Source organism: Polaromonas sp. P3_B1, from assembly GCF_056402935.1.
This window is the reverse complement of record NZ_JBFUGK010000007.1, coordinates 128,845-152,524: the sequence shown is the minus strand read 5'-3', so window position 1 is coordinate 152,524 and position 23,680 is coordinate 128,845. Positions and strand designations below refer to the sequence as shown.

23 protein-coding genes are annotated in these 23,680 nt (G+C 60.5%); 12 read left to right on the top strand and 11 right to left on the bottom strand.

Features of this window, described 5'->3' with window-relative positions:
* The first annotated feature begins 116 nt into the window (after positions 1–116).
* The 6 genes from AC1DXS_RS06315 (at position 117) to AC1DXS_RS06290 (ending at position 5,526) form a co-directional block, all read left to right on the top strand.
* Complete coding sequence (locus tag AC1DXS_RS06315; protein WP_477700063.1) at positions 117–1,046, top strand: branched-chain amino acid ABC transporter permease; 930 nt, start codon at positions 117–119, stop codon at positions 1,044–1,046.
* Positions 1,047–1,081: 35 nt separating this feature from the next.
* Positions 1,082–2,200, top strand: coding sequence for an ABC transporter permease subunit (locus tag AC1DXS_RS06310; RefSeq protein WP_477700062.1), 1,119 nt, complete (start codon positions 1,082–1,084; stop codon positions 2,198–2,200).
* Positions 2,201–2,211: 11 nt separating this feature from the next.
* A complete protein-coding gene (locus tag AC1DXS_RS06305; protein ID WP_457279485.1) occupies positions 2,212–2,979 on the top strand; it encodes an ABC transporter ATP-binding protein in 768 nt (255 codons plus the stop codon).
* A gap of 14 nt (positions 2,980–2,993) precedes the next feature.
* Positions 2,994–3,713 carry an ABC transporter ATP-binding protein gene (locus tag AC1DXS_RS06300; RefSeq protein WP_477700061.1) on the top strand — a complete coding sequence of 240 codons (720 nt, stop codon included), beginning with the start codon at positions 2,994–2,996 and terminating at the stop codon, positions 3,711–3,713.
* A gap of 447 nt (positions 3,714–4,160) precedes the next feature.
* The gene (locus AC1DXS_RS06295) at positions 4,161–4,718 is read left to right on the top strand and encodes an OsmC family protein (protein WP_477672551.1); all 558 of its coding nucleotides are present in this window, start codon (positions 4,161–4,163) and stop codon (positions 4,716–4,718) included.
* A gap of 202 nt (positions 4,719–4,920) precedes the next feature.
* The gene (locus AC1DXS_RS06290; RefSeq protein ID WP_477672550.1) at positions 4,921–5,526 is read left to right on the top strand and encodes a TetR/AcrR family transcriptional regulator; all 606 of its coding nucleotides are present in this window, start codon (positions 4,921–4,923) and stop codon (positions 5,524–5,526) included.
* A 376-nt stretch (positions 5,527–5,902) separates the two neighbouring features.
* On the opposite strand, the gene AC1DXS_RS06285 is transcribed toward AC1DXS_RS06290, so the two are convergent.
* The 11 genes from AC1DXS_RS06285 to AC1DXS_RS06235 all read right to left on the bottom strand — a co-directional run bounded on the left by AC1DXS_RS06285 (position 5,903) and on the right by AC1DXS_RS06235 (position 17,313).
* On the bottom strand, positions 5,903–7,537 hold the full coding sequence (locus AC1DXS_RS06285) for a sigma-54-dependent Fis family transcriptional regulator (RefSeq protein ID WP_477672549.1): 1,635 nt from the start codon (positions 7,535–7,537) through the stop codon (positions 5,903–5,905).
* Between the two features lie 82 nt (positions 7,538–7,619).
* Entirely contained in the window at positions 7,620–8,510 is an 891-nt protein-coding gene (locus AC1DXS_RS06280; protein WP_477672548.1) for an MBL fold metallo-hydrolase, read from the bottom strand.
* 14 nt (positions 8,511–8,524) lie between these two features.
* Positions 8,525–9,343 (bottom strand): sulfite exporter TauE/SafE family protein, encoded by an 819-nt coding sequence (locus AC1DXS_RS06275; protein WP_477672552.1) that lies wholly within the window; start codon positions 9,341–9,343, stop codon positions 8,525–8,527.
* A 48-nt stretch (positions 9,344–9,391) separates the two neighbouring features.
* Positions 9,392–9,835 (bottom strand): cyanase, encoded by a 444-nt coding sequence (gene cynS / locus AC1DXS_RS06270; RefSeq protein WP_477672547.1) that lies wholly within the window; start codon positions 9,833–9,835, stop codon positions 9,392–9,394.
* 43 nt (positions 9,836–9,878) lie between these two features.
* On the bottom strand, positions 9,879–10,808 hold the full coding sequence (locus AC1DXS_RS06265; protein ID WP_477700060.1) for an ABC transporter ATP-binding protein: 930 nt from the start codon (positions 10,806–10,808) through the stop codon (positions 9,879–9,881).
* A complete protein-coding gene (ntrB, locus tag AC1DXS_RS06260; protein ID WP_477672545.1) occupies positions 10,798–11,670 on the bottom strand; it encodes a nitrate ABC transporter permease in 873 nt (290 codons plus the stop codon). The genes AC1DXS_RS06265 and ntrB overlap by 11 nt, the downstream gene beginning before the upstream one ends.
* Positions 11,671–11,673: 3 nt before the next feature.
* Positions 11,674–13,071 carry a CmpA/NrtA family ABC transporter substrate-binding protein gene (locus tag AC1DXS_RS06255; protein WP_477700059.1) on the bottom strand — a complete coding sequence of 466 codons (1,398 nt, stop codon included), beginning with the start codon at positions 13,069–13,071 and terminating at the stop codon, positions 11,674–11,676.
* Between the two features lie 45 nt (positions 13,072–13,116).
* Positions 13,117–14,367 carry an FAD-dependent oxidoreductase gene (locus AC1DXS_RS06250; RefSeq protein WP_477674117.1) on the bottom strand — a complete coding sequence of 417 codons (1,251 nt, stop codon included), beginning with the start codon at positions 14,365–14,367 and terminating at the stop codon, positions 13,117–13,119.
* Entirely contained in the window at positions 14,364–15,512 is a 1,149-nt protein-coding gene (locus AC1DXS_RS06245) for an acyl-CoA dehydrogenase family protein (RefSeq protein ID WP_477674116.1), read from the bottom strand. Before AC1DXS_RS06245 ends, AC1DXS_RS06250 begins: the two co-directional genes overlap by 4 nt.
* Before the next feature lie 21 nt (positions 15,513–15,533).
* Positions 15,534–16,103: an OsmC family protein gene (locus tag AC1DXS_RS06240; protein ID WP_477700058.1), complete on the bottom strand. Its 570-nt coding sequence runs from the start codon at positions 16,101–16,103 to the stop codon at positions 15,534–15,536.
* A gap of 400 nt (positions 16,104–16,503) precedes the next feature.
* The gene (locus tag AC1DXS_RS06235; protein ID WP_477674539.1) at positions 16,504–17,313 is read right to left on the bottom strand and encodes a GntR family transcriptional regulator; all 810 of its coding nucleotides are present in this window, start codon (positions 17,311–17,313) and stop codon (positions 16,504–16,506) included.
* A gap of 291 nt (positions 17,314–17,604) precedes the next feature.
* Between AC1DXS_RS06235 and AC1DXS_RS06230 the strand changes: the two genes are divergently transcribed.
* The 6 genes from AC1DXS_RS06230 to AC1DXS_RS06205 are packed head-to-tail and all read left to right on the top strand — an operon-like array spanning position 17,605 to position 23,648.
* Positions 17,605–18,849 carry an extracellular solute-binding protein gene (locus AC1DXS_RS06230; protein ID WP_477700057.1) on the top strand — a complete coding sequence of 415 codons (1,245 nt, stop codon included), beginning with the start codon at positions 17,605–17,607 and terminating at the stop codon, positions 18,847–18,849.
* A 24-nt stretch (positions 18,850–18,873) separates the two neighbouring features.
* A complete protein-coding gene (locus AC1DXS_RS06225) occupies positions 18,874–19,803 on the top strand; it encodes a carbohydrate ABC transporter permease (protein WP_477700056.1) in 930 nt (309 codons plus the stop codon).
* Positions 19,800–20,633: a carbohydrate ABC transporter permease gene (locus tag AC1DXS_RS06220; protein WP_477673275.1), complete on the top strand. Its 834-nt coding sequence runs from the start codon at positions 19,800–19,802 to the stop codon at positions 20,631–20,633. Before AC1DXS_RS06225 ends, AC1DXS_RS06220 begins: the two co-directional genes overlap by 4 nt.
* A gap of 11 nt (positions 20,634–20,644) precedes the next feature.
* Positions 20,645–21,808, top strand: a complete 1,164-nt coding sequence (locus tag AC1DXS_RS06215) for an ABC transporter ATP-binding protein (RefSeq protein ID WP_477673276.1) — start codon at positions 20,645–20,647, stop codon at positions 21,806–21,808.
* A gap of 38 nt (positions 21,809–21,846) precedes the next feature.
* Positions 21,847–22,830 (top strand): 2-hydroxyacid dehydrogenase, encoded by a 984-nt coding sequence (locus AC1DXS_RS06210; RefSeq protein WP_477673277.1) that lies wholly within the window; start codon positions 21,847–21,849, stop codon positions 22,828–22,830.
* Positions 22,827–23,648 carry a 2-keto-4-pentenoate hydratase gene (locus tag AC1DXS_RS06205; protein WP_477700055.1) on the top strand — a complete coding sequence of 274 codons (822 nt, stop codon included), beginning with the start codon at positions 22,827–22,829 and terminating at the stop codon, positions 23,646–23,648. Before AC1DXS_RS06210 ends, AC1DXS_RS06205 begins: the two co-directional genes overlap by 4 nt.
* Positions 23,649–23,680: the final 32 nt, after the last annotated feature.

Genomic DNA, 23,680 nt, shown 5'->3' with positions numbered 1-23,680 from the left:
TGCACACATCCTGGGCCTAGGGATAGCGCCCTGAAAAGCATGCTCAAACCAGTTCGAAAAATGACATTGATAACCGAATACGGTTGTCGGTAAAAAAAAATACAGGAGATAAGTTCATGGATATTTTGATGCAGCAGATCATCAACGGTCTGGTTCTGGGCAGCATGTATGCCCTGATCGCCCTGGGCTACACGATGGTGTACGGCATCATCAACCTGATCAACTTCGCGCACGGCGAAGTCCTGATGGTGGGGGCTTTAACCAGCTGGACCATCATTGGCCTGATGCAGGATTCGATGCCGGGCACGCCGGGCTGGATTATTTTGCTGATATCGCTGTTGATTGCCTTTGTTGTTTGCGGCGCCCTCAATTTCGCGATTGAAAAAATCGCCTACCGGCCGCTGCGAAACTCCCCCAAACTGGCCCCGCTGATCACCGCCATCGGCATGTCGCTGTTGCTGCAGACACTGGCCATGATCATCTGGAAACCCAACTACAAACCCTACCCAACCCTGCTGCCAAGCGAGCCTTTCCAGGTCGGCGGCGCTGTCATCACCGTGACCCAGCTCTTCATCCTGGGCGCCACGGTTGTCTCCCTTTCTGTCCTCATGTGGCTGGTGCACTACACCAAGCTGGGCCGCGCGATGCGCGCCACCGCAGAGAACCCACGCGTCGCCGCCCTCATGGGTGTGCGCCCCGACACCGTCATCTCGGCCACCTTCATCATCGGTGCCATCCTCGCCGCGCTGGCCGGCGTGATGTATGCCTCCAATTACGGCACGGTGCAGCACACCATGGGCTTTTTGCCCGGCCTCAAAGCCTTCACCGCGGCTGTCTTCGGCGGCATTGGCAACCTCGGCGGTGCGGTGCTGGGCGGCATATTGCTGGGCCTCATTGAATCCATCGGCGCCGGCTACATCGGCCCGCTGACGGGCGGGGTGCTGGGCAGCCAGTATTCCGACATCTTTGCGTTCATCGTGCTGATTTTTGTGCTCACGCTGCGGCCTTCAGGCTTGCTGGGTGAGCGTGTAGCGGACCGGGCGTGACGCCCCCGTCTATCCGGTACACAAGGAGAACAATCATGAATTCTGTCAAATCGAAAAAACTCATTACCTTCCTGGTCGTCGCGGCGGCACTGCTGGTGCTTCCGCTGATCCTGCAGCAGGGCGGCAACGCCTGGGTGCGCATTGTCGACATGGCGCTGCTGTATGTGCTGCTGGCCCTGGGCCTGAACATCGTGGTCGGCTACGCCGGCCTGCTGGACCTGGGGTATGTCGCCTTCTTCGCGGTCGGCGCCTACCTGTTCGCGCTGCTCGGCTCGCCCCATCTGGCCGATGCGTTCCCCTGGATCGCGGCGCAATTCCCGAACGGGCTGCACCTGCCGATCTGGGCCATCATCCCGATGGCCGCGGCGCTGGCGGGCTTTTTCGGCGTGCTGCTGGGAGCGCCAACCCTCAAGCTGCGCGGCGACTACCTCGCCATCGTCACGCTGGGCTTTGGTGAAATCATCCGCGTGTTCCTGAACAACCTGGACCGTCCGATCAACCTGACCAATGGACCCAAGGGCATCAACCAGATCGATTCGATGAAGTTTTTCGGCTTTGACCTGGGCAAGCCGCATGAGTTTTTCGGCTTCGAGGTCAACTCGGTGTCGATGTACTACTACCTTTTCCTGGTGCTGGTGATCGTCTCGGTCGTGGTTTGCCATCGCCTTGAGAACTCCCGTACCGGACGCGCCTGGATGGCGATCCGCGAAGACGAAATCGCCGCCAAGGCCATGGGCATTAACACCCGCAACCTGAAGCTGCTGGCTTTCGGCATGGGCGCCACTTTTGGCGGTGTGTCCGGCTCCATGTTTGCTGCCTTCCAGGGCTTTGTGTCGCCCGAATCCTTCAGCCTGATGGAGTCAGTGATGATCGTCGCCATGGTGGTGCTGGGCGGTATCGGCCACTTGCCCGGCGTCATCCTGGGCGCCTTGCTGCTGGCTGCGCTGCCTGAAGTGCTGCGCCATGTGGCCGGCCCGTTGCAGGCCATGACCGACGGACGTCTCGACTCGGCCATCCTGCGTCAATTGCTGATCGCGCTGGCCATGATCACCATCATGCTGATGCGTCCGCGCGGCCTCTGGCCGGCTTCCGAGCACGGCAAGTCGCTGAACAAGCCCGTCGGTCCAGATCCCATCCAGTCAATCAATCCCTAAGGAGAATGGACATGAGCGAAACCATTCTTAAAGTCTCCGGTGTTTCCAAGCGCTTCGGCGGTTTGCAGGCCCTTTCCGATGTCGGCATCCATATCGAGCGTGGCCAGGTGTATGGCCTGATCGGCCCCAACGGCGCCGGTAAAACCACCTTCTTCAATGTGTTGACGGGCCTTTACACACCCGACAGCGGCACCTTCGAGCTCGCCGGCAAGCCCTACAAGCCGACGGCGGTGCACGAAGTGGCCAAGGCCGGCATTGCCCGCACCTTCCAGAACATCCGCCTGTTTGCCGACATGACCGCCCTCGAAAACGTCATGGTCGGCCGCCATATCCGTACCAACTCGGGCCTGATCGGCGCCGTGCTGCGCACCCCCGGTTTCAAGCACGAAGAAGCCGCCATTGCCAAGCGTTCGCAGGAGTTGCTCGACTACGTTGGCATCGGCAAATACGCCGACTTCAAGGCCCGTACCCTGAGCTACGGCGACCAGCGCCGCCTGGAAATTGCCCGGGCCCTCGCCACCGATCCGCAGCTGATCGCGCTGGACGAGCCGGCTGCCGGCATGAATGCGACCGAAAAAGTACAGCTGCGCGAGCTGATCGACCGCATCCGCAAAGACAACCGCACCATTTTGCTGATTGAGCATGACGTGAAGCTGGTCATGGGCCTGTGCGATCGCGTGACGGTGCTCGACTACGGCAAGCAGATCGCTGAAGGCGCGCCTGCAGATGTACAAAAAGACGAAAAAGTGATCACGGCCTATCTGGGCACGGGTCATTGAAGGAAAGCAAGAACATGGCAGCAAACACACTCCTGAAGGTGACCGGCCTGAAGGTCGCTTACGGCGGCATCCAGGCGGTCAAGGGCGTTGACTTCGAAGTCCACGAAGGCGAACTCGTGACCCTGATCGGCTCCAACGGCGCCGGCAAGACCACCACCATGAAAGCCATCACCGGCACCTTGCCGATGCTGGGCGGTGACATCGAATACCTCGGCAAGAGCATCAAGGGCCGTGGTGCCTGGGACCTCGTCAAAGAAGGCCTGGCCATGGTGCCGGAAGGCCGCGGCGTTTTCACCCGCATGACGATTACCGAAAACCTGCAGATGGGCGCCTACATTCGCAGCGACAAGGCGGGCGTTGCCGAAGACATCGAAAAGATGTTCGTGCTGTTTCCGCGCCTGCGCGAGCGCAAGGATCAGCTGGCCGGCACCATGTCCGGCGGCGAGCAGCAGATGCTGGCCATGGGCCGCGCGCTCATGAGCCGGCCCAAGGTGCTGCTGCTGGACGAGCCCTCCATGGGCCTGTCGCCCATCATGGTCGACAAGATCTTCGAAGTGGTCAAGGACGTTTCAGCCCGCGGCGTGACGGTGCTGCTGGTCGAGCAGAACGCCAGCCGCGCGCTCGGCATTGCCAACCGCGGTTACGTCATGGAGTCCGGCCTGGTCACCATGAATGGTGAGGCCAAGGAAATGCTTAACGACCCCAAGGTGCGTGCTGCCTACTTGGGTGAATAGTTTGGGATCAATTGTTGATTGAGAGGCGCTACTTCCCACGTCTGTTGGATCGGGTAATTCACCATTGGTGAAACTCAGTCCAAACCCTCAAGCAACACACCAATAGTAAGGAGATACGCATCTGAAATTTCAACACTATGGCCTGGTTCTCACTGCAATAGGGCTCATTGCAACCAGTGCCATTTCGCAAGCCGTCGTGACAATTGCCCATGTTGCACCGACGACTGGTGCCATTGAGCATCTGTACTAGGCACACGTAATGGGGTGCCTCCTCATGAAACCTAAGCGTGTTTTGGTCTTAGGGGCGGGGTGCAATCTCGTTTACGAGCAGCACTACTTTCTTGGCTGAATATTCATGAGCCTTCTAGTAGGTAGAAGTTATTTTCTGGTGTAACCCCCCAGCGAGTCAAGACGCAATTTAATCCAATCGATTTCTCAGGAGAAAAAATGAAAAATGTAACTAAGCCGTTCGTTAGTATCGAGGCCATTCGCGAAACGCAGAACGCTGTGCGCAAGCAACCCGAACTGGGTAACGTGACGTTCAAGGTTCGCGGCGCGGCAAAGGGGGGTTTGGTCTTTGTGGGTGAAACTGGTCCCTTGATTCAAAACGGACAAGCTGATCAAAGTCGTTCCGGAAAATATTCAGCTATAAGCGACGAGCCTGTTTCATTGCTTGGAACTGACACGGGTATAAGCCCAGCGGAGTACATTTTGCAAGCGTTGGCAGGATGCTATACGGTAACTCTTGCGTCAATGGCAGCCGCAAAGGGCATCGATCTTGACGGCATTGAACTCGATCTGAGTTTCGATATCAATCTCAATGGTTTTCTGGGCCTAGACGAAAAAATCCGCAAAGGCGCTCAGGGTATCAATGTCGATGTGAAACTGGAAAGCAGCTCTTCCACTCGAGAACAGCTGGAAGAGTTGGTTCGTGAGTTGCCAATGAATTCGCCGATCCATGACACATTGGCAAATCCGGTGAAGGTCTCGGCGCGCCTCTGCTAGGCATCTTTTTATTTCGCAGCACTGCAAAGCGGTTAGGTAGCTCCATGCAAACTAACCGCTTGATCGTATCTGCACGTAGAAAGTGTTGGTGTTAGGCTGAGATGATGCAGAAAGCGTACAACGCGTACCTTCACTAGAAGGCGGTGGCGCGCATGCCGAACCTCAGGCAGCAAAGCTACCAATCAGAAGGTATTATTTGGGCATGGAAAACACTACCCGTACAAAGATCATGGAGGCAGCCGAGCACCTGCTGCGCACACGTGGCTACTCAGATTTCAGCTACGCCGATTTGGTTGAACAGGCAGGCATCCGAAAGCCGAGCATTCATCACCACTTTCCGACTAAAGAAGATCTCGGTGTAGCAATCGTTAGCGACTATCTTGTAAACTTCAAAGCCACGCTGGACGACACTCTCGTTTGCCAGCCAACCGCAGCGGACCGGCTTGCTTTCTACGCAGAGTTTTTTACGGAGATCCTTGAGGATGGCTCGTTTCCGCTTTGTACTGCGCTTGCGGCAGAACTTGGTACGCTTCCAAAGAGCATGCGTGACCAGACTGTCCAATTCTTCAATATGCATCTTGCTTGGTTGGAGAAAGTGGTTGACATCGGCAAGGCCAAAGGTGAATTCACGAAGGCTCCAGATGGAGAGCGTGCGGCGAAAGTATTGTTGAGTGCGCTTGAAGGCGGGGCAGTCGTCGGATGGGCACTATCTCGCCCTGAAGTGGTGCGTTCCAGCTTTGATGAAATCATTTTGCTATGGAGTGACGCCCCAAAGCCTCATCGTTCCCGACGTCCAATCAAAAAATAAGAATTTAGAGGAAGATTCTGCTGATCCGATCAGGTATCGGTCGTCTCTGCTGCATCTCTTGCCCGCTTCAGTTGAATGGAAAAATCTTACGTGACGGAATTTCCCTCGTGGGTAACGCAGGCACGCGACTGAGTAGAGGGCACCAGGAAGATGCGCGCAAATGAGCATTCCGAGCGAGTCATTCCGATCGGGAATGGGGGCGTGGAGAGAATGACTACGAAAGACCGCCAGTGTGGCGCCTGAGTCGTCGAAAGGACCCAGAAACGCAGGCACTCGGACGGTGGTAGGCCGCCACAATTGTGGCCTCCCATTCGTCGTCTCCGTGCTGAGTGGATTCAGCCGGCGCATGCAGTCCAGCATCAGGCGCGATCCTGCATCAATGATCGCTAATTTTTTTCCAACGGTAACCGAACTGCCTTGGCGTCAAACCCAAAGACTGAGCCGCTCGGGACTGATTTCCGCCGTGAAGACTCATGGCCTTTTGGAGCTCTTCTGGACCATGTGAGGTACTTTGGAGGTAGTCCCGCACCAAAGGGACCTGGTGAGCGGGCGAGGTAAATTTGATGGACGGTTTCTCGCGCCCTCCGGGTTTCGTCTTCTTCGAATCAGGTAGCCAGGCTTCAATTTCCTTGCGGGAGACGGTCGACTGGTCTGTGAGCAGCACGGTCCGCTCGATGACGTTGGCAAGCTCCCGGATGTTGCCATGCCATGGCTGCTCTTCAAGAGCTTCGAGCGCTTGAGTCGTGAAATGGACATTTCGCTGATTCTGCTGGTTGGTCCGGTTCAGGAAGTGGAGGGCCAAGGGACGGATGTCTTCGCGCCTCTCGGACAGTGAAGGCAGCCGGATCGGGATGACGTTCAACCGATAGAACAGGTCTTGCCGGAAATTGCCTTGCTCCACCTCGGCTGACAAGTCCCGATTGGTCGCCGCAGCCACGCGCACGCTGATCGCAATCTCTCGCTTCGCGCCGAGCCGGATGATGGTTCCCTCCTGCAGTGTGCGAAGCAGCTTTGCCTGCATCGCGAGCGGCATCTCGCCAATCTCGTCCAGGAAGATTGTCCCTTGATTGGCCTGCTCGAACCACCCGGCGCGCGAGGTCGACGCACCGGTGAATGCCCCCTTTTCGTGGCCGAAAAGTTCCGATTCGAAAAGTGTCTCCGGGATGGCTGCGCAATTCACCTTGATGAAAGGGCCATCGTGGCGATCGCTGGCCAAATGCAGGGCGCGTGCAAACAGCTCCTTGCCGGTGCCGGACTCACCCAGGAGCAATACGCTGGCCGATGCGCGGGAAACGCGCTCGAGCTCCTCCAGCGCTCGCAGCAACGCAGGCGAGCGTCCAATAATTCCGTACCGGGCCGTAGCGGATTCCAATGCCTTGCGCAGCATCTCGTTCTTGCTCTCAAGTGCACGCGTCTGAGCGGCCACGAGTTGACGCAACTGCAGGATTTGCCCCACCAAGGTGGCCAGCAGCCGCATCACCGCGACGTCCTCACTGATGGCTCGGTTCCTGCGGCGTATCCGGTGAGCAGCCAGCACCCCTACGGTGACGCGGGCGAGCTCAATGGGCACCGCGATGAAGGCAACTGTTTCAGGCGGGAGTTGGTCGCGCTTGACGGACTTGGCCAAAAACCGTGCGTCCGCATCGATATTCTGCACGATGACGGGCTGCCCGGTAGCCAAGACCGCTCCTGTGATGCCCTCGCCCACCGCATAGGTTCCGCGCGAAATCTCAGCCTTGGTCAGGCCGTAGGCGAAACGGATGGACGCTCCCTCGTCCGATGACGGCGGATGGTCGATGGCCTCGTTCAGGGAATTCAGCAATACGACGCGCCCCCGGTTCAAGCCGAGGAGCTCGGACATGAGGTGCAACATCTCCCTGAAAACCACGTGTGGTGCCAGGCTCTTGCCAACCAGGCGCATGACTTCACCGAGCAGAAGGTGTTCCTGTTCACGCCAGGTTGGTTCGTTTCGAGTTGTGCCGGCGTGCCGGTTTTCAGGTGCTTTTACCATTCTTGTCCAGCTGGGGATATGCGGCGTCGTACGTGGCGGGCTTTTGACAACATAGTACCAAGCATCGAAGATGCTGATACCGCTACAGAACGTTCAAAGGTATTTTCAGGTATCTGACGCCATTCGCCTCGGGCGGCGGAAGCTCACCCGCCCGGATGTTCACCTGGATCGCGGGCAAGATCAGCGCAGGCATGCTGAGAGTTGCATCCCGGCGCTGCCGCATCTCGACGAATTCTTCCTCGGTGATGGAGTCGCGCAAATGGATGTTTGCCGCGCGCTGCTGCGCCACTGTTGTTTCGAAGCAGGGTAGTCGCCCGTCGGGCGGGTAGTCATGGCACAACAGGAGCAAGGTCCCGGGAGGCAATTGCAGTAGCCGCCGTGCCGAGTAAAAAAGGGTGCGCGCGCTGCCCCCGGGAAAGTCACACCTGGCGCTGCCGACATCCGGCATGAAAAGCGTGTCCCCAATGAAAGCGAGGGTGGGCTCGTCTGCTGCGCCATCAACAGCGTAGGCTACATCGGCCGGCGTGTGCCCGGGCACGTGCATGGCATGCAACCTCAACGGACCGACGGAGAACTGCTCGTCCGGTTCAAACAAATGGCCGAACTGGTAGCCATCGAGCCTGACCTCCGGTGCGAGGTGAAAAATCTTCTGAAACGCGTTGTGGACTTTGAGAATGCCGGAGCCTGCAGCGATCGTGCCGCCAAGGATCTGCTGCAGATAAGACGCGGCGGAAAAGTGATCCGCATGTACATGTGTCTCGAGCAACCATTGCACGCGCAGTTGATGTGAACGCACGAATGCGATGACCGATTCTGCCGACGTCGTGTGCGTTCGGGAAGCCTTGGGATCGAAGTTCAGTACCGAATCGATGATCGCGCAGTCGCTTCCATCTCCTGAGTACAGAACGTAGGTAAATGTGGATGAGTCGGTGTCGAAAAAGGCTTCAACTCGAGGTGAGGCGGGCAAGGTCATGGAGCAAGGGCGCCTTAAGCAAACCAGGTTCGATAGAGCAGCGCCACGGCCACCGCGATGCAGAGGGAGGCGAAGCCGGTCTGCAGAGTCTTGCTGCGCACCCGAGGCTCCAACTGCCTGCCTGCAAGCATCCCGGTCATCGCCGCCAAGATGAAGGCAAGACCTGCAGAACCAACTTGAGCTCCAGCGTGAAGGGCGCTGGCAGTCGCGCCTACAGACACTAAAGCGATGATAAAAAGGGAGGTTGCAACGATGCCGTGCATGCGAATGTCAGTCCATTGGCGGAAGGCTGGAACGATGAGAAATCCCCCTCCGACTCCCAGCATTCCGGTGAGCAACCCCGAGCACGACCCGATGCAGCACAGCGTCGCAGTACATCGAGAGGTCCAGCGCAGACGCCCTGTAGACGGATCGAGAACACAATTCTTCTCTGCGGCCGAGATCACCTCTGCTGGAAGGTCGCCACTAGCGGAAGCACTCCGTACGTCCTGCCGCAGCAGGCGCGCGGCGGCAAAGAACATGGCAGCCGCAAACAGCGTCATGAGCACCGGCTGGGGCAGGGCATGGGCAATCCAGACGCCGACGGGAGAAAAGCAGATGCCGAGTGACGCCATCAGCAGCGCGGCGCGCCATCGAACGAGACCCTTGCGCAGCCCATCGAAAGCACCCAGCGCTGCAGAGCATCCAACGGCCAACAATGCGACCGGTGTGGCGGCTTGTGGCAGCCAGCCCATCCCCAAAACCAAAGCAGGGACTGCAAGGATGCCGCCACCTGCACCCGTGAAGCCGAGTACGAGACCGACTGCGGCACCGTAAACAAGGGTCAGCATCATGAAAAAAACGGGCGCGATGTTCTGGCGCAATGCTGTCGGGGTGGTGTATCAGTACTGCTTGTAGGGCAGGAACTTGCCGCTCATGACGATGCGGACGCGATCGCCGTTCGGGTCGTTCTCTCGCTGCAGGTCCATCTTGAAGTCGATGGCGCTCATGATCCCGTCGCCGAATTCTTCATGGATGAGCGCCTTGAAGGTTGTTCCGTAGACGTTCACCATCTCGTAGAAGCGGTAAATGAGCGGGTCGGTTGGCACCGAGGTTGGCAGCGAGCCCTTGTAGGGAGTCACGGTCAACCACTTGGCGTCTTCCTCGGTCAGATCGAAGATCTCGGCCAGGATGGCGGCCTGAGGTTTGCTCAGCGTCATCTGTCCCAGGCAGGCGGAGGCGACCCATTCTTTGCTGAGGCCGACCTTGGCGGCTACTTCGGCCCACTTCAGTTCTTTGGAAACCTTGGCGGCGATGATTTTTTCGGTGACTTCGTAACGGCTCATGAGTATTCCTGTGATGGAGGGATGAAAAACGGGGGGTGGGGAGTTAGACCACGCGCTGCAACCGGACCGGTGCCACCGCGGCATCGTCTTCGACGGGCTGCTCGCTGGCGTCAATGGCGTTCAGGCCAGGATGCACAAAAGGGGGTTTGGCCGGCGCACGACCATGGGAAAGGTCCTTCGAGCGAGCCACAAGGAAGTCCATCAAGTGGTTGCGGATGCTGTAGTACTGCGGAACATGGTGCAGCGTCGCGCGCTGGCGGTCGACGGGCATCGTGTTAACCACGATTTCAGCAACACGGGCCTGCGGACCGTTGCTCATCAACAGGATCTTGTCGGCCAACAGGATCGCTTCGTCCACATCATGTGTGATCATGAAGACGGTCTGGTTGGCTTCGCGGCAGATCCGCAGAAGTTCGTCCTGGATGGTGCCGCGTGTCAAGGCGTCAAGTGCGCCGAAGGGTTCGTCCAACAGCAACATCTTGGGCTGGATGGCGAAGGCACGGGCGATGCCGACCCGCTGCTTCATGCCGCCGGACAGGGCCGAGGGCTTTTTGTCAATTGCATGGTTCAGCCCGACGAGGTCCACGTACTTCTCGACGTGCTCCTTGACCTGCGCCGCGTTCCAACCCGGCCACTTGCTTCGCACAGCAAACGCGATGTTCTTACGCACGGTCAGCCAGGGCATTAGGGCGTGGCCTTGGAAAACCACGCCGCGATCAAGGCTCGGCCCGGAGATTTCGCGGCCGTTCATGATGACCACGCCGCCGCTGGCTGTTTCCAGGCCCGCCAAGACGTTCAAAATGGTGGTTTTGCCGCAGCCCGAGTGGCCGATGATGCAGGCGAACTCGCCCTCGGCCAGCTCGAAGTTGACGCTGTCGAAGACAGGCTCCGCTCCGGCGACGTAGGACTTGGTCAGGCCTTCCACCTTCAGCAAGACAGAGGCCTTCTTGGCGTTGGTTTCTTTAGTCCGCATAGGTCACCGCCTTCTGTGCTTTGGCAAAAGCCATGTCGAGGGCCATGCCCACAACACCGATAGCGAGGATTGCAAAGATCACGTTGGTGAGCGAAAGGTTGTTCCACTCGTTCCAGACGAAGTAACCGATGCCGGTACCGCCGACCAGCATCTCTGCGGCAACGATGACCAGCCAGGCAATGCCCATGCTGATGCGCATGCCCGTCAAGATCGTCGGGGCCGCCGCGGGCAAGATGACTTGCAGCGCCTTGCGCATCGGCCTCACCTCGAGGGTGCGGGCCACGTTGAGCCACTCGCGGCGAACCCCCGCGACCGCGAAGGCCGTGTTGGTCAGCATGGGCCAGATCGAGCAGACGAAGATCACGAAGATTCCGGAGATGGATGAGTCCTTGATGGTGTAGAGCGCGATGGGCATCCAGGCCAAAGGCGAGATCGGCTTGAGCACTTGGATGAAAGGGTCAAGCGCTCGATACGCCAACGGGCTCATACCGATGAGAAAGCCCAAGGGAATGGCAAACAGCGCTGCCAGGCTGAAGCCCAACGCGACCCTACCGAGGGAGTAGGCGATCTGAATGCCGATTCCTTTGTCGTTGGGGCCGTTGTCGTAGAAGGGATTCGACAGCTGCCTGGCAATCGTTGAGCCCATTTGAGCCAGCGTCGGGAATGACGACTTCGTTTCTGCCGGGTTGAGGCCCCCCGGGTCCTTACCCATCAGCTTGGCGTATTCCACTTGCTCAGCCGTCATGCTGGGTTTGGAAGCGGCTATTGGCAGCGTCGCGATGTGCCAGATGGCCAGGATGACCACCAAAACCATCACCGAGAGCACACCCGCGCGGAGTCGAAGTTGTTTTGGGTCCGTCATGGCTCAGGCCTTCCTGATGGCGAAGCTGTCTGCGTAGGCCTGCGCCTTCGCGGGGTCGAAGGTCTTGCCCATGATTTCGTATTTGGGATAAGCACCGCCGTCGGAAGCTTGTTGACCCAATTCGCGCATGGTCTTCTTGGCATCGGTCAGCAAAAAGACCTTTTCAGCGACCTGCTTGTAGTCAACGCTGCCCTTGATGTAGCCCCAGCGCTTCATCTGGGTCAGCATCCAGACCGCCATCCCCTGCCAAGGCATGGGATCGAAGTCCACGCGTGCGGGAACGTTCATGATGTTGCCCAGGCCATCGGCAAACTTGCCGGTCAAAACCTGCGCCACGACCGCTTCAGGCTGGTTGAGATACGCTTGAGGCGCGATCACCTTGGCGATCAGTTCGCGATTCTTGGCGTCGCGCGCCATGGCGGCTGACGTTAGCACTGCGCGATACAGCGCTGCGAAGGTATTCGGGTTTTTCTGAATGAACTCCGCCGACGTGCCAAAAGCGCAGCAAGGATGGCCGTTCCAGATATCGCGTGTCAGGAGGTGAATGAATCCGACTTCCTCAACTACCGCACGCTGGTTGAACGGGTCCGGGCCCAGGAACCCGTCGATGTTGCCGGCACGTAGATTTGCGACCATTTCTGCCGGCGGCACAACGCGCAGCTGCACGTCACGATCCGGGTCGAGGCCTGCTTCGGCGAGGTAGTACCGGAGCAGGAAGTTGTGCATCGAGAACTCAAACGGGATCGCGAACTTGAAGCCTTTCCAGTTCTTCGGGTCCCGATTTGCCTTGTGCTTGAGCGCCAGCGTGATGGCCTGACCGTTCACGTTCTGAATTGTTGCGACATTCATCGGTTGCACGGTCGAACCCAAACCCATCGAGATGGCCAGGGGCATGGGCGAAAGGAAGTGCGAGGCGTCGTACTCGCGGTTGAGCATCTTGTCGCGCACCAGCGCCCAGCCGGCGGTTTTGACCAGGGAGACTTCCAGGCCCTGCTTGCTGTAGAAGCCGAGAGGCTCGGCCATGATGAGCGGCGTGGCACAGGTGATCGGGATGAACCCGATCTTCAGGTTTTTCCTCTCGATTGCGCCACGCTCCTGGGCCATTGCCTGGAGGCTGGCGACCGGCAACAGGCTGGAAATTGCTCCCATGGCGGCGCCTTTTCCGACAGCGCGCAGGAATCGTCGCCGCACGACATCTTGCGGAAAGATTGCCTTGACGAGGCTTGCTTCGATGAACTGGTTGGAATAGTCCTCGAAGGTTGAAGTCTGGCTGCGACGGATCAACTCTTTCGCTGCAAGAGCAGAGCTGGCGGCTTCGTGTTCATCGTGAGACGAATGGCGACCACAAGCGCAGTTCATGACAAGCGGTTTGTCGGCGTCGTACGGATCGAAATAGCGCATGGGGGCTTTCGGCAGGGTGGGTCGGAATTCGGATGGATGGGGAGATCAGACGGTGAAGCCGCGCGACGCGGTCTTGACCCGGACGACCGGACGGGCGTGTGTGTAAAAAAGCGGTTCGTCACCTATAAGGTTGGCTGCGATAACCTTGGCTTGGCTTGCGATCGGCTCGATGTAGCGCATGGCCTGCCCGTTGATGCTGATGCAATCACCCAATGCGTGGATGTTCGCAATGCCGGTGCGCAGATCGTCTGGCTGAACCGCTATACCGTTGTTCCAGCCCAGTCCAGCGCTCTGCGCCAGGCGGTTCGGTGTTTGGAGCCCGGTCGCCGCAAGCACATGGTCGCATTCAATGGCGAGGCCGCTTTCCGTCACCACCGCCACACGGCTGGCAGCCTTCGCAACCGACTTGACCCGCGTGCCACCGATAAACCGGATGGACAATGTTTCCCAAGCCCTGAGTAACTCCTGGGATGAACTTGCAGACAGAAGATTGGCCAGCGGCCTGTCGGCAATGTCGATCAGCACGAGATCATGTCCAGCCATGGCCAGGTCGTTGGCTAACTCAGAGCCCACCAGGCCTGCGCCGGCCACAACAATTCGCTGGGGCCTGCCGGATGCAGCGATGGCTTTCCGAAATTTGGCGTAGCAGCGCAGATCGTTGATCGCCCAGCAGATGTCGGGCGGCAAGTTTGGATCCGGCCTTGGAATCGCCCCGTGGGCGAGCACCAGGTGACGGTACTTGACGGTTCCACGGGTGGTCCGAAGAGCGTTCGCTCCAGCACACACACTGACTGCATGGGTTTCTGCCATCAGCCGGACATTCAGTCGCGTGGCGGCCTGGGTTCCTGTTTCCTTGACCAGCGCAGGAAGACCGATCGCCTTCGCAAGCGCAACTGAGAGCAGGGGTTTGTCGTACCTGTCGCCGCTGCAGCTGGTGACCAGTGTGATCGGAATTCCGGCGTCTTTCTCCCTTAATGCACGCGCCATTTGCCAGCCGGCGCTGCCGGCGCCGACAATCACGACACCCGAATCTCCGCGAGGGCTGACGACTGCTTGCGACGCACATTGCTCGACTCGGGCTTGCACCACGTAAAGCTCGAAATCGGATTTGGTGACACCGCACAGGGGGCACTCCCAGTCGTCGGGAATGTCTTCATACCTGGTGCCGGCAGCCAGACCGCTGTCAGGGTCGCCTTCAGCCTCGTCGTAAATGAATCCACAGGCACGGCAGATGTATTGCCGGAAGGCGACGACTGCTTCGTCCATCGTTTCCTGCAAGGAGACCCGCGTGCTCATGATGGCATCACCGGGCTGCTGAGCTTGGCCATCTCCCGACGGAGATGCTTGAGCGCAGGTGTCACGATGGCCACAAAATGCGATTCGCGGACACGGCGCTGCACCGGTGACGACAAAAGGTAGCCGCGGGCGCCTTGGTGCAGCAGTGCGGACTGTGCGGAGCGAAGTGCCAGTTCGGAAGCATGGGCGCGCACATCAAGAACATCCAGCAACGGCGGCTTGGCGCCCTCGTTGATCATGCGTGCAAGTGTGAAAGTCCGCTCCGTCAATGCATGTAGTTCGGTCTGCAGGTCCGAGGGACGGTCTTCGAGAAATTGGTTCACATGTCCGAGCTGCTGCTCGACATCCCACATGGTGTCTATCGCGCCTTGGGCAACACCCAGGCCCATGCCAACCTGCAGCAGGATGAAGCTTGCGCGAACCTTGTCGAGGAAAGGACGCACGGGATCGGCGATAACGCGGTCGGCGCTGACGATGAAGTCCGTAAAACGAACACCCCAGGTGCCGGTGCCTTCCATGCCGGCAAACGACGGGCATTCGCGCAGCTCGATAGCGGAATCGTTGCAGGGCACCATGAACATGACCTCATGGGACATGCCGTCCTCTCCGGCCACAGTGGCGGCGGCGCCGAAGTAATGATCCTTGCCCAGGTTGCTTACCCAGGGAAGAGTTCCATTGACGACGTATCCGCAACCCACCCTTTCTGCCTTGAGCAGCATCTGTTCGATGCCGGTCATGGCCTTCATGGGATTGCTCAATGCCGTGCCACCCAACTCGTCACCATCAACATGACGCAGTAACACTTCGCCGGCGAGCGCGGGGTTGCCGCTTTGCTCCATGTAGAGCGTGCAGGCAGCCTGACACCACACCATGAATCCGGTAGCGCCGCAGACGCGCGAAACCTCTCTGATGGCCTGGATCGCCGCCACAAAGTCCGGGTTGCCATCAAGCGAGGTCTGAGCGCGGTAGGCGCCAGTCTTGCCCAATGCACGCATGATGGCCTCCGGATAAGTGCCGGCCCGGTCGATTTCTTCGACCATCGCCGCTAGCGGGCCGTTCGCTATCGCACGCACGGCCTCGAGCATCGTCGCGCGGCGAGCACCGGTATCGGTGTTCGCCTCTGCCGTCTGAAGTACCGCTGACATGATGGGTTCCAGACTTGCTGCTTAGACCAGGTCGATGGCGAAAGGGACGGGATTGCGCATCGTGTTGGCGACCGGCGAATAGAGGTTCGCGTGCCTGACGATTTCTTCCAGGACTTCGCGAGGGGCGTCACCTTCGATGAGGACTTTGACGCGGATTTGTTGGAAGCCCATTTCGGCTGGTTGCATCTGGGCGCCACCGGCACCCCAGGCTGCCGGGTTGCCGATGTCGCCTTCAAGGAAGACTTCCAGCTTGGTTAGCTTGACGTTGCGATGGGTGGCGACAGCAGTGATGCCGACGCTCAGGCAACCACCCAGGCCGGACAGAACGATTTCGCCGGGTGCCGGCGCGGTGTCTTGGCCGAAGAGGTGAGGCGGCTCGTCCACGACGACAGGCGTGTGGTCGCCGACGTAGCTCAGGGTGCGGAACTTTCCGTCGACGACGGTGTGAACCTTGTTGGTGCCGCGGGAGGCGGGGTTGTTGCGGCCTCGTTCTGCGAAAGCTTCCAGGCCAATGCGGTCGATGGCACGCAGATACGTTTTGATAGACGATTGGCTTGCTTCAGCTGCACGGGCGGGTGTGGCGATTGTCATGTTGGTTCAGTAGGTTGGGTGGTAGACCCATCTCCAATCGCACCAACCGTGCCAGCCCTCAAAAAATGTTGATAAAGAGCCTAACTTGATGATTTCAAAGGAAAATTACCGTGACCTTGTCGGTCTTGGTGCTCCTTTCATGACGTGGTAATTAACAATTTGTCGGACACAATGTTGACAAATTGTTGAATAACAGCGACGAACAAACAGAGTTACTCGTGCTGTGGCTTATTTATCCTGGCTCGGCCGAAGTCGAAGCCTTGCTAGCGTATCAGCGCCAGATAATCGTCGGCCTCACGTGACTAATATCCTGCGGCGGACGTTCCTTGGCGTTCTCCATTAACTTAGCAGCATCCCCTCAGTGCACAGTTGGGCGTGTTTACGACTTCAGCGGAATTCATCACGATGGACGCCCATTTCGCGAAAGTGGCGAGCGCAAGAAAGTGTCATCGAAAGAATCCAGGCTGCAGTCGAGCAACGTTGGGGCAACCTCGCGCTCCAGGACGTCAAACATGCTCTCGACGAAGTCCATGAGGTCGTCTGACGCTGCAATCGCGGTGTCCACCTGCCCTTTGGCAACGGCATCGATCACGGCGATATGGCCGTCTACGGTGCGTTGCAGCTTGACGCTGTGGGCCGTTTGCATGTGATAGATCCAGCCGATGCGCCGGAAGATGGTGTGCAGGGGCCGCAAAGTGCTTTCGACGAAGGGCTCATTGGCCGCCGCCAGGAAAAGCTGGTCGATGCGCCTGTCGATCACGTTGAATTGCTCGATTGTCATCTCGCCGCCGTGCTCAACCAGCTGGCGGCGGATATGCAGCATCTGGTTGCGCTGGGAGGCCCCCGAGCGTTCTGTGGCCAGCCGGATGACAAAGCGTTCGATATCGCGCCGCAGGCGCAGCAGCACCCGTTCCCGGGTCAGGTCGATCGGGGCGATCTGGATGCCGTGGCGCGGCGTAACGATGAGCAGCGTGTCAGCCGCCAGTCGGCTGACGGCTTGGTGAACCGGCGTGCGGCCAAATCCCACGAGCGCCTGGAGATCATGAGTTGCCAGGAATCGGCCGGGCCGGAGTTCGCAGCAGATCAGCAATTCTTCGATCCGCTCGTAAGCCTGGTCGGAAAGGTTGACCTGACTGCGACGGCGAGGCGCCTCCTCCGCAGGGGCATTGGCTGCAACCAGTTGGGGACGAGGGCGGGAGGGCGAAGCCATAGTGCTCTTTCAAATACATGGGGTCCATTCGTGCATCTATCGCACACCTCATGGAAAGGAAAGCATACCCTGATATTCCATGAGTGGCGCAGGGATTTTTCCTTCATTTTCTAGGCTGGCGGAGGCGTGCCGAAAAAAGGAAGAGCTCCAATAATTATTCGGGTAAACCACGAGAATCTTTGTGAAATATCACAGTATTCTTCGTTTGTGCCTTGCTAATCGGCCACGGAAACCGTGCGCCACTTCCAACAACACTCGCGGTCCGACGTGTCCGCATTTATGGAGACATGCATGAAAAAACTGTCAAGCCTTTCAGCTGGTGTGGTGGCGCTTGCGGGCGCTCTCGTCATAGGTGGCATGCCGGTGGCTGCCGGTGCTCAAACGAAGGAGACGTTGACCTTTGCGGCTGTCACGTTCAGCGAGGCCGGCCGCGGCGAGCGTCTCAAGGCCTGGGTTGAGAAGTTCAACAAGAGCCAGGCTACCGCCGAAATCCAACCCATAGCCATTCCTTTCGGGAGCTTTGCCAAGACAGTTTTCACGCAAATGGGCGGCGGCGCGGGGCCCGATCTCGTGCGCATGGACGCGATCGATTACTACGCAGCCGTGAACAGCAAGAGCATCCTGCCGCTGGACGATCTGCTCAAGGGCGGCAACTACAGGTTCACGGAGCCCGACAAATACATGATGGTGGGCGGCAAGCGCTATGGCGTGCCGTTCGAGCTCAGCAACTACGTGCTGCTGTACAACCCGGCCTTGCTCAAGGGCGGCAAGCCGCCGGCGAACTTCGACGAATTTCTGGCCAGCGCCAAGGCGGCCACCGGCAACGGTGTCTATGGCTACGCGTACCGCGCCACCATGGCTGAGGGCAACGGCTTCTGGCAGGACCTGTGCAACTTCGTCTACGGCTTCGGTGGCCGCTGGAGCGACGCGAAAGGCAATCTGACCCTGAACGATCCCAAGGTGGTTGAGGGCGTCGCCGCCTACAAGAAGATCTACGACGCCGGCGTGATTCCCAAGGGGGCGGACGCCGCAACCTACCGTCGTATGTTCTGGGAGCGCAAGGTGGCGATGGAGGTCGACAACGGCGGTGTGGCCGGCATCTTCAGCCAGCAGGCACCCGAATTGGCGTTCGCCGCCGCGCCGTCGCCATTCCCGACGCGGGCCCAGGGCATGGTGTTGACGGCGCTGACCATCAATGCCAACACCAAGCACAAAGCAGCGGCCGAAGCCTTTATCAAGTGGACCTTGCAGCCCGAGAATCAGAAGGACTTGCAGGAATTGCTGGGTGCGAGCAATGTGGCCACGGTGATTGAGCGCAGCCCGGAGATGATGGCCAAGCGGCCCTGGCTAAAGGTCTATGACGACCAGGCCGTGAACAGCGTGCCGCAGCTGGTGCAGGGCCTGGAGGTCAAGACGCCGGAGATCCAGCAGATCGTGCTGGAGCAGGTGCTCAAGGTGCTGCAAGGTGGCATGGACCCCAAGAAGGCGATGGACGACGCCCAGCGTACGGCCTTGTCGCGCGTACTGCGCAAGTAAGCCAGCCCACCGCAGACCTTTCCCATGCATGCTGCAACATCTCCGGCCGGCGCCGCGCCGCCACCGAGGACAAAGCGCGACTGGACGCCCTACTGGTTCGCCGCACCGGTAGCCTTGTATCTGCTGCTGTTCCAGGGTTATCCCCTGGTGCAGGAGTTCTATCTGAGCTTCACGTCTACCGCGCTGCTGTCTCCTGGCCGGCATACCTATGTCGGGCTGCGGAACTACATCGATCTGGTAACGCAGGAGGAGTTCCGCCAGGTTTTTCTGATCACCGCCATCTACACCGTGGTGTGCGTGGTGGTGGCGATTGGCCTGGGCCTGGGGGCCGCTCTGCTGCTTAACGCGCCGTTCCGCGGGCGGGGGCTGGCGCGGGCGCTGGTGACGATTCCGTGGGCCGCACCGCCAGTGGCCGTGGCGCTGATCTTCATCTGGATCTACAACGGTCAGTACGGCATCTTCAACCATCTGCTGGGCGCGCTCGGCGGGCCGGTCAGCCTGGAGAGCTGGCTCGACAGTCCGGCGTTGGCCTTGCCCGCGGTGTTGCTGACGACCATCTGGCAGATCTTCCCGTTCGCCTCGGTCGTCATCCTGGCCGCCTTGCAGGGGGTGTCCTCGGAACTGCGCGAGGCCGCGGTGATTGACGGCGCGGACCGGCTGAGCGTGTTTCGCGCCGTAGTCTGGCCGACCATCCAGCCTTCGGTGGCGCTGCTCGCGCTGTTCCTGACCATCTGGTCCCTGCGCCGCTTCGACCTGATCTGGCTCATGACCCAGGGCGGCCCGATCGGTTCGACCAACACCATGGTGATCGAGCTGTACCGCCGGGCCTTTGTGTACCGCGATCTGGGTCAGGGCGCCGCCGTCGGCATGGTGGGCCTGTCGATTGCGCTGCTCATCACCATCGTCTATTTCCGTTACACACAGCGCGTCGAGCGCGCCAAGGGGCAGCGATGAGCCGCACGCTGTCCTGGAGCCACGCGCTGCGCATGATCTTGGTGCTGGCGCTGCTGGGCGTGGCCGCGTTCCCGATTTACTGGATGCTGGTGACCTCGCTGACCTCGTCGCCGGACCTGTTTGCACCCAAGCCGCACCTGCTGCCCGACTGGTCGCAAGCGGCGATCTACGGCCACGCCTTCAGCGCCACCGCCGTCGCCACCTGGCTGAAGAACAGCGCCATCGTCGCCTTCGGCACGGCCGCGCTCAGCATCGTACTGGCCATTTTTCCGGCCTATGTGCTGTCGCGCTACCGCATGCGGGCGGTCGCCATCCTGGGGGTGGCGCTGTTCGTTACGCAGATGCTGCCCGAAGCCATGCTGGTCGTGCCTTTGTACGCGATCTTTGGCCAGTTGGGTTTGCTGAACAGCCTGACCGGCCTGATCCTGGCCAACACGGCATTCACGGTGCCGGTGATCACGCTGATCCTCAAGGGGGCGGTCGACGGCGTGCCCATCGATATCGAGGAAGCCGCCGGCATCGACGGCTGCTCGCGCCTGGGCATTGTGCTGACCATGGTGCTGCCGCTGGTGGCGCCCAGCCTGGCCGCCGCTGCCGTGATCGCCTTCTTCCATGGCTGGAACGAATACGTGTTCGCCCAGACCCTGATCAGTGACCAGGGGCTACAGACCGCCTCGGTCGGCCTGGCCGGCTTCGTGGGCGAGCTGAACACGCCCATGCATACCGTGATGGCCATCGGGCTGATGTACACCCTGCCCGCCGTCATCTTCTATCTTTTCGTGCAGCGCTACGTCGTCTCCGGCATGACCGCCGGCAGCGTCAAGGGCTAAGGACATTCACCATGGCATCCATCTCCCTCAAGGGCGTCACCAAGATCTTCGGCGGAAAAAAGGCCGCGAATCAGATCACATTCGACGTCGCCGACCGCGAATTCGTCGTGTTGCTCGGCCCTTCGGGCTGCGGCAAGTCCACCCTGCTGCGCATGCTGGCCGGCCTCGAGCAGGTCACGAGCGGCGAAGTCCACGTCGGTGCGCGCCGTGTCGATACCTTGCCGCCCAGCGCCCGCGACATGGCCTTTGTGTTCCAGTCGTATGCGCTGTACCCGCACATGACAGTGCGGCGCAACATCACCTTCCCGCTGATCATGCGCGAGCACCGCTGGTGGTTTCATCTGCCCCTCATTGGAGGCATCGCCAAGCGGCGCATCGAGCAGACGCCGGCGGTGCGCGACCTGGTCGACCGCACGGCCAAGACACTGGCGCTCACTGAAATGCTCGACCGCTACCCACGCACGCTGTCGGGCGGCCAGCGCCAGCGCGTGGCGCTGGGCCGGGCCATGGTGCGCCAGCCCGATGTGTTCCTGATGGACGAGCCGCTGTCCAATCTCGACGCCAAGCTGCGCACCTCAATGCGCGCCGAAATCATCAAGCTGCACCGTGAAGTCGGGGGCACCTTCGTCTACGTGACACACGACCAGATCGAGGCGATGACCATGGGCACCCGCATCGCGCTGATGCGCGACGGCGAGGTGCAGCAGTTCGGCACGCCGCGCGAGATCTACACCGATCCGGCGAACACCTTTGTGGCCCGCTTCATCGGCACACCGCCCATGAACCTGATCGAGGCGCGCATCGAGCCGCGCGGTCTGATCATCGGCAAGACGGTGCTGCCCCTGCCCGAGCATCTGGCGGCGCTGGGGCAACACGCACCACGCGATGTGCTGCTCGGCATCCGTCCGCAGGCGCTGGGCCTGGGCAACGGCGTGCTGGCGGGCCAGGTGGCCCTGGTCGAGCACGTGGGAGCCGAGTCCATCGTCAGCATCAAGCTCGACCATGCCAACACCGCCCACAGCGAGGACGGCCAGAGCGGCGACGACGTGATGGTCGTGGTCCAAGGCTACAGCGATCTGCGCACCGGCCAGCCCGTGCAGTTGTCGCTAGACCTCGGCGAGGCCGTGCTGTTCGAGCGCGACGGCCAGCGCATCCGCGTGCCGGCGCTGCAATGACGATGACGATTCCTTTACCCAGGACACCACGACAGCTCATGAAAACTATCAAGATCGTATTCCACGGCGAGAACGCCGCTAATTTTCGCCAGGGTTTCGAGGCCCTGGTCGACCCACGGCACCAGATCATCGATCTGAGCGACACGCTGGCCGGCCCCGGCGAGCGCGAACACTACGAGAGCGCTGACGTCATCGTCGGCATCAAGCTGAACCGTGAGATGCCGGTACCGAGGCAAGCAGGCCTGTTCCACGCGCCTTCTGCAGGCACGGATGCCATCGACACGGCGCTGCTGCCGCACGGCACCGTGCTGTGCAACTGCTTCGGCCACGAGCACGCCATCGCCGAATACGTGATGGCCGCCTTGCTGCAGCGCCATGTGCCGCTGGCGCAGGCCGATGCCGATCTGCGCCAGCGGCGCTGGACCTACTGGGCCGGCCGACCGACGGCACTGCGCAGCGAATTGGGCGCCCAGACGCTGGGCCTGCTCGGCTTCGGCCATATCTCCCAGGCCATCCTGGCACGGGCCAAGGCCTTTGGCATGCGGGTCACGGTGGCCAACCGCAGCCCCATCCACGATGAGCGCGTAGACCAGGCCTTTACCCTGGACCAGCTACCCGCTTTTATGGCATCGGCCGACGCCATCGTGGTCTCGCTGCCCTTGACGGCACAGACCACCGGTATCGTCGGGGCCGAGGCCTTCGCCGCCATGCGGCCCGACGCCCTGATCCTGAACGTCGGGCGCGGCCCGGTGATCGACGAGCAGGCGCTATACGACGCCCTGGCCCAGCGCCGCATCGGCGGCGCCATCATCGACACCTGGTACAGCTATCCGACGCCCGACCAAGCCGAGTGCACGCCGTCGCGCCTGGATTTCGCGTCGCTGCCGAATCTGCTCATGACCCCGCACATGTCGGGCTGGACCTCGGGCACCGTGCGCCGGCGCCAGGAGACCATGGCCGACAACATTCAGCGTTGGCTGGACGGCCGGCCACTGAACAACGTGCTCTGGCCTAAGTCATGAACGCGCATTCCTCTCCAACCCTGCCCACGGCCGCGCAAGAAGTCGTAGCCGCTCTGGTCGCGGCGCGCCGTTTCGGCCAAACGGCCCCGACCGAGCCCTTGCGGGCCGCGCTGAGCACCGACGACGAGGCCTATGCCGTCCAGGACGCCGTGGCCCAGGCGCTCGGCTGGTTTGCCGATGGCGGGCCGCGCTACTGGAAGTCGGGCGGGGCGTCCCGCGACTCCGTGCTCAGCCATGCGGCCCTGCCGTCTGCAGGCGTGCGGGTGGCTGGAGAGTCGCTGGCAGATTTTTCCTTCCATACCCCCGCTGTGGAAGCAGAGATCGTGTTGCGCCTTGCAGAAGATGTGACGCCCGAGCGCGCACAGCGCCTGGGTCACGCCGATGGTCCTGCCCTGGTGAATGCAATGGCCGTCGCCATCGAGATCGCAGATTCGCGCTGGGATGAAGGGCTGCAGGCACCGGCCGCCTTGCGGCTGGCCGACCAGGGCTCGCATGGCGCGCTGATTCTGGGCGAATGGAAGCCCTGGCGGGCGCACGACTGGGCTAGTCAGCGCTGCGAAGTTCGCTTCGGCGGGGCTCCGATCATCGCCAACACGGGCGCCTATTCCTTGGGCGATCCACTGTGGTTGATGCCGATCTGGCTGCGCCACGCCACGCGCGGCGGACGCACGGTTGCAGCGAACACGGTAGTCACCACGGGCTCCTGGGTAGGCGCGATCCCCAGCCCGAAGGATGCCGATGTTCAGGTCCGCTTTCCGGGTCTGGGCGAGGTCGGCCTGCGCGGCGGCAGCGTCCACACCGCACTGGACCGGCCCTGAACCCGGGCCGGACACCACATCGATAACTGACA

Coding starts and splice junctions, on each gene's coding strand:
- AC1DXS_RS06315 (WP_477700063.1), top strand. CDS start 117: ATGGATATTTTGATGCAGCAGATCATCAACGGTCTGGTTCTGGGCAGC.
- AC1DXS_RS06310 (WP_477700062.1), top strand. CDS start 1,082: ATGAATTCTGTCAAATCGAAAAAACTCATTACCTTCCTGGTCGTCGCG.
- AC1DXS_RS06305 (WP_457279485.1), top strand. CDS start 2,212: ATGAGCGAAACCATTCTTAAAGTCTCCGGTGTTTCCAAGCGCTTCGGC.
- AC1DXS_RS06300 (WP_477700061.1), top strand. CDS start 2,994: ATGGCAGCAAACACACTCCTGAAGGTGACCGGCCTGAAGGTCGCTTAC.
- AC1DXS_RS06295 (WP_477672551.1), top strand. CDS start 4,161: ATGAAAAATGTAACTAAGCCGTTCGTTAGTATCGAGGCCATTCGCGAA.
- AC1DXS_RS06290 (WP_477672550.1), top strand. CDS start 4,921: ATGGAAAACACTACCCGTACAAAGATCATGGAGGCAGCCGAGCACCTG.
- AC1DXS_RS06285 (WP_477672549.1), bottom strand. CDS start 7,537: ATGGTAAAAGCACCTGAAAACCGGCACGCCGGCACAACTCGAAACGAA.
- AC1DXS_RS06280 (WP_477672548.1), bottom strand. CDS start 8,510: ATGACCTTGCCCGCCTCACCTCGAGTTGAAGCCTTTTTCGACACCGAC.
- AC1DXS_RS06275 (WP_477672552.1), bottom strand. CDS start 9,343: ATGATGCTGACCCTTGTTTACGGTGCCGCAGTCGGTCTCGTACTCGGC.
- cynS (WP_477672547.1), bottom strand. CDS start 9,835: ATGAGCCGTTACGAAGTCACCGAAAAAATCATCGCCGCCAAGGTTTCC.
- AC1DXS_RS06265 (WP_477700060.1), bottom strand. CDS start 10,808: ATGCGGACTAAAGAAACCAACGCCAAGAAGGCCTCTGTCTTGCTGAAG.
- ntrB (WP_477672545.1), bottom strand. CDS start 11,670: ATGACGGACCCAAAACAACTTCGACTCCGCGCGGGTGTGCTCTCGGTG.
- AC1DXS_RS06255 (WP_477700059.1), bottom strand. CDS start 13,071: ATGCGCTATTTCGATCCGTACGACGCCGACAAACCGCTTGTCATGAAC.
- AC1DXS_RS06250 (WP_477674117.1), bottom strand. CDS start 14,367: ATGAGCACGCGGGTCTCCTTGCAGGAAACGATGGACGAAGCAGTCGTC.
- AC1DXS_RS06245 (WP_477674116.1), bottom strand. CDS start 15,512: ATGTCAGCGGTACTTCAGACGGCAGAGGCGAACACCGATACCGGTGCT.
- AC1DXS_RS06240 (WP_477700058.1), bottom strand. CDS start 16,103: ATGACAATCGCCACACCCGCCCGTGCAGCTGAAGCAAGCCAATCGTCT.
- AC1DXS_RS06235 (WP_477674539.1), bottom strand. CDS start 17,313: ATGGCTTCGCCCTCCCGCCCTCGTCCCCAACTGGTTGCAGCCAATGCC.
- AC1DXS_RS06230 (WP_477700057.1), top strand. CDS start 17,605: ATGAAAAAACTGTCAAGCCTTTCAGCTGGTGTGGTGGCGCTTGCGGGC.
- AC1DXS_RS06225 (WP_477700056.1), top strand. CDS start 18,874: ATGCATGCTGCAACATCTCCGGCCGGCGCCGCGCCGCCACCGAGGACA.
- AC1DXS_RS06220 (WP_477673275.1), top strand. CDS start 19,800: ATGAGCCGCACGCTGTCCTGGAGCCACGCGCTGCGCATGATCTTGGTG.
- AC1DXS_RS06215 (WP_477673276.1), top strand. CDS start 20,645: ATGGCATCCATCTCCCTCAAGGGCGTCACCAAGATCTTCGGCGGAAAA.
- AC1DXS_RS06210 (WP_477673277.1), top strand. CDS start 21,847: ATGAAAACTATCAAGATCGTATTCCACGGCGAGAACGCCGCTAATTTT.
- AC1DXS_RS06205 (WP_477700055.1), top strand. CDS start 22,827: ATGAACGCGCATTCCTCTCCAACCCTGCCCACGGCCGCGCAAGAAGTC.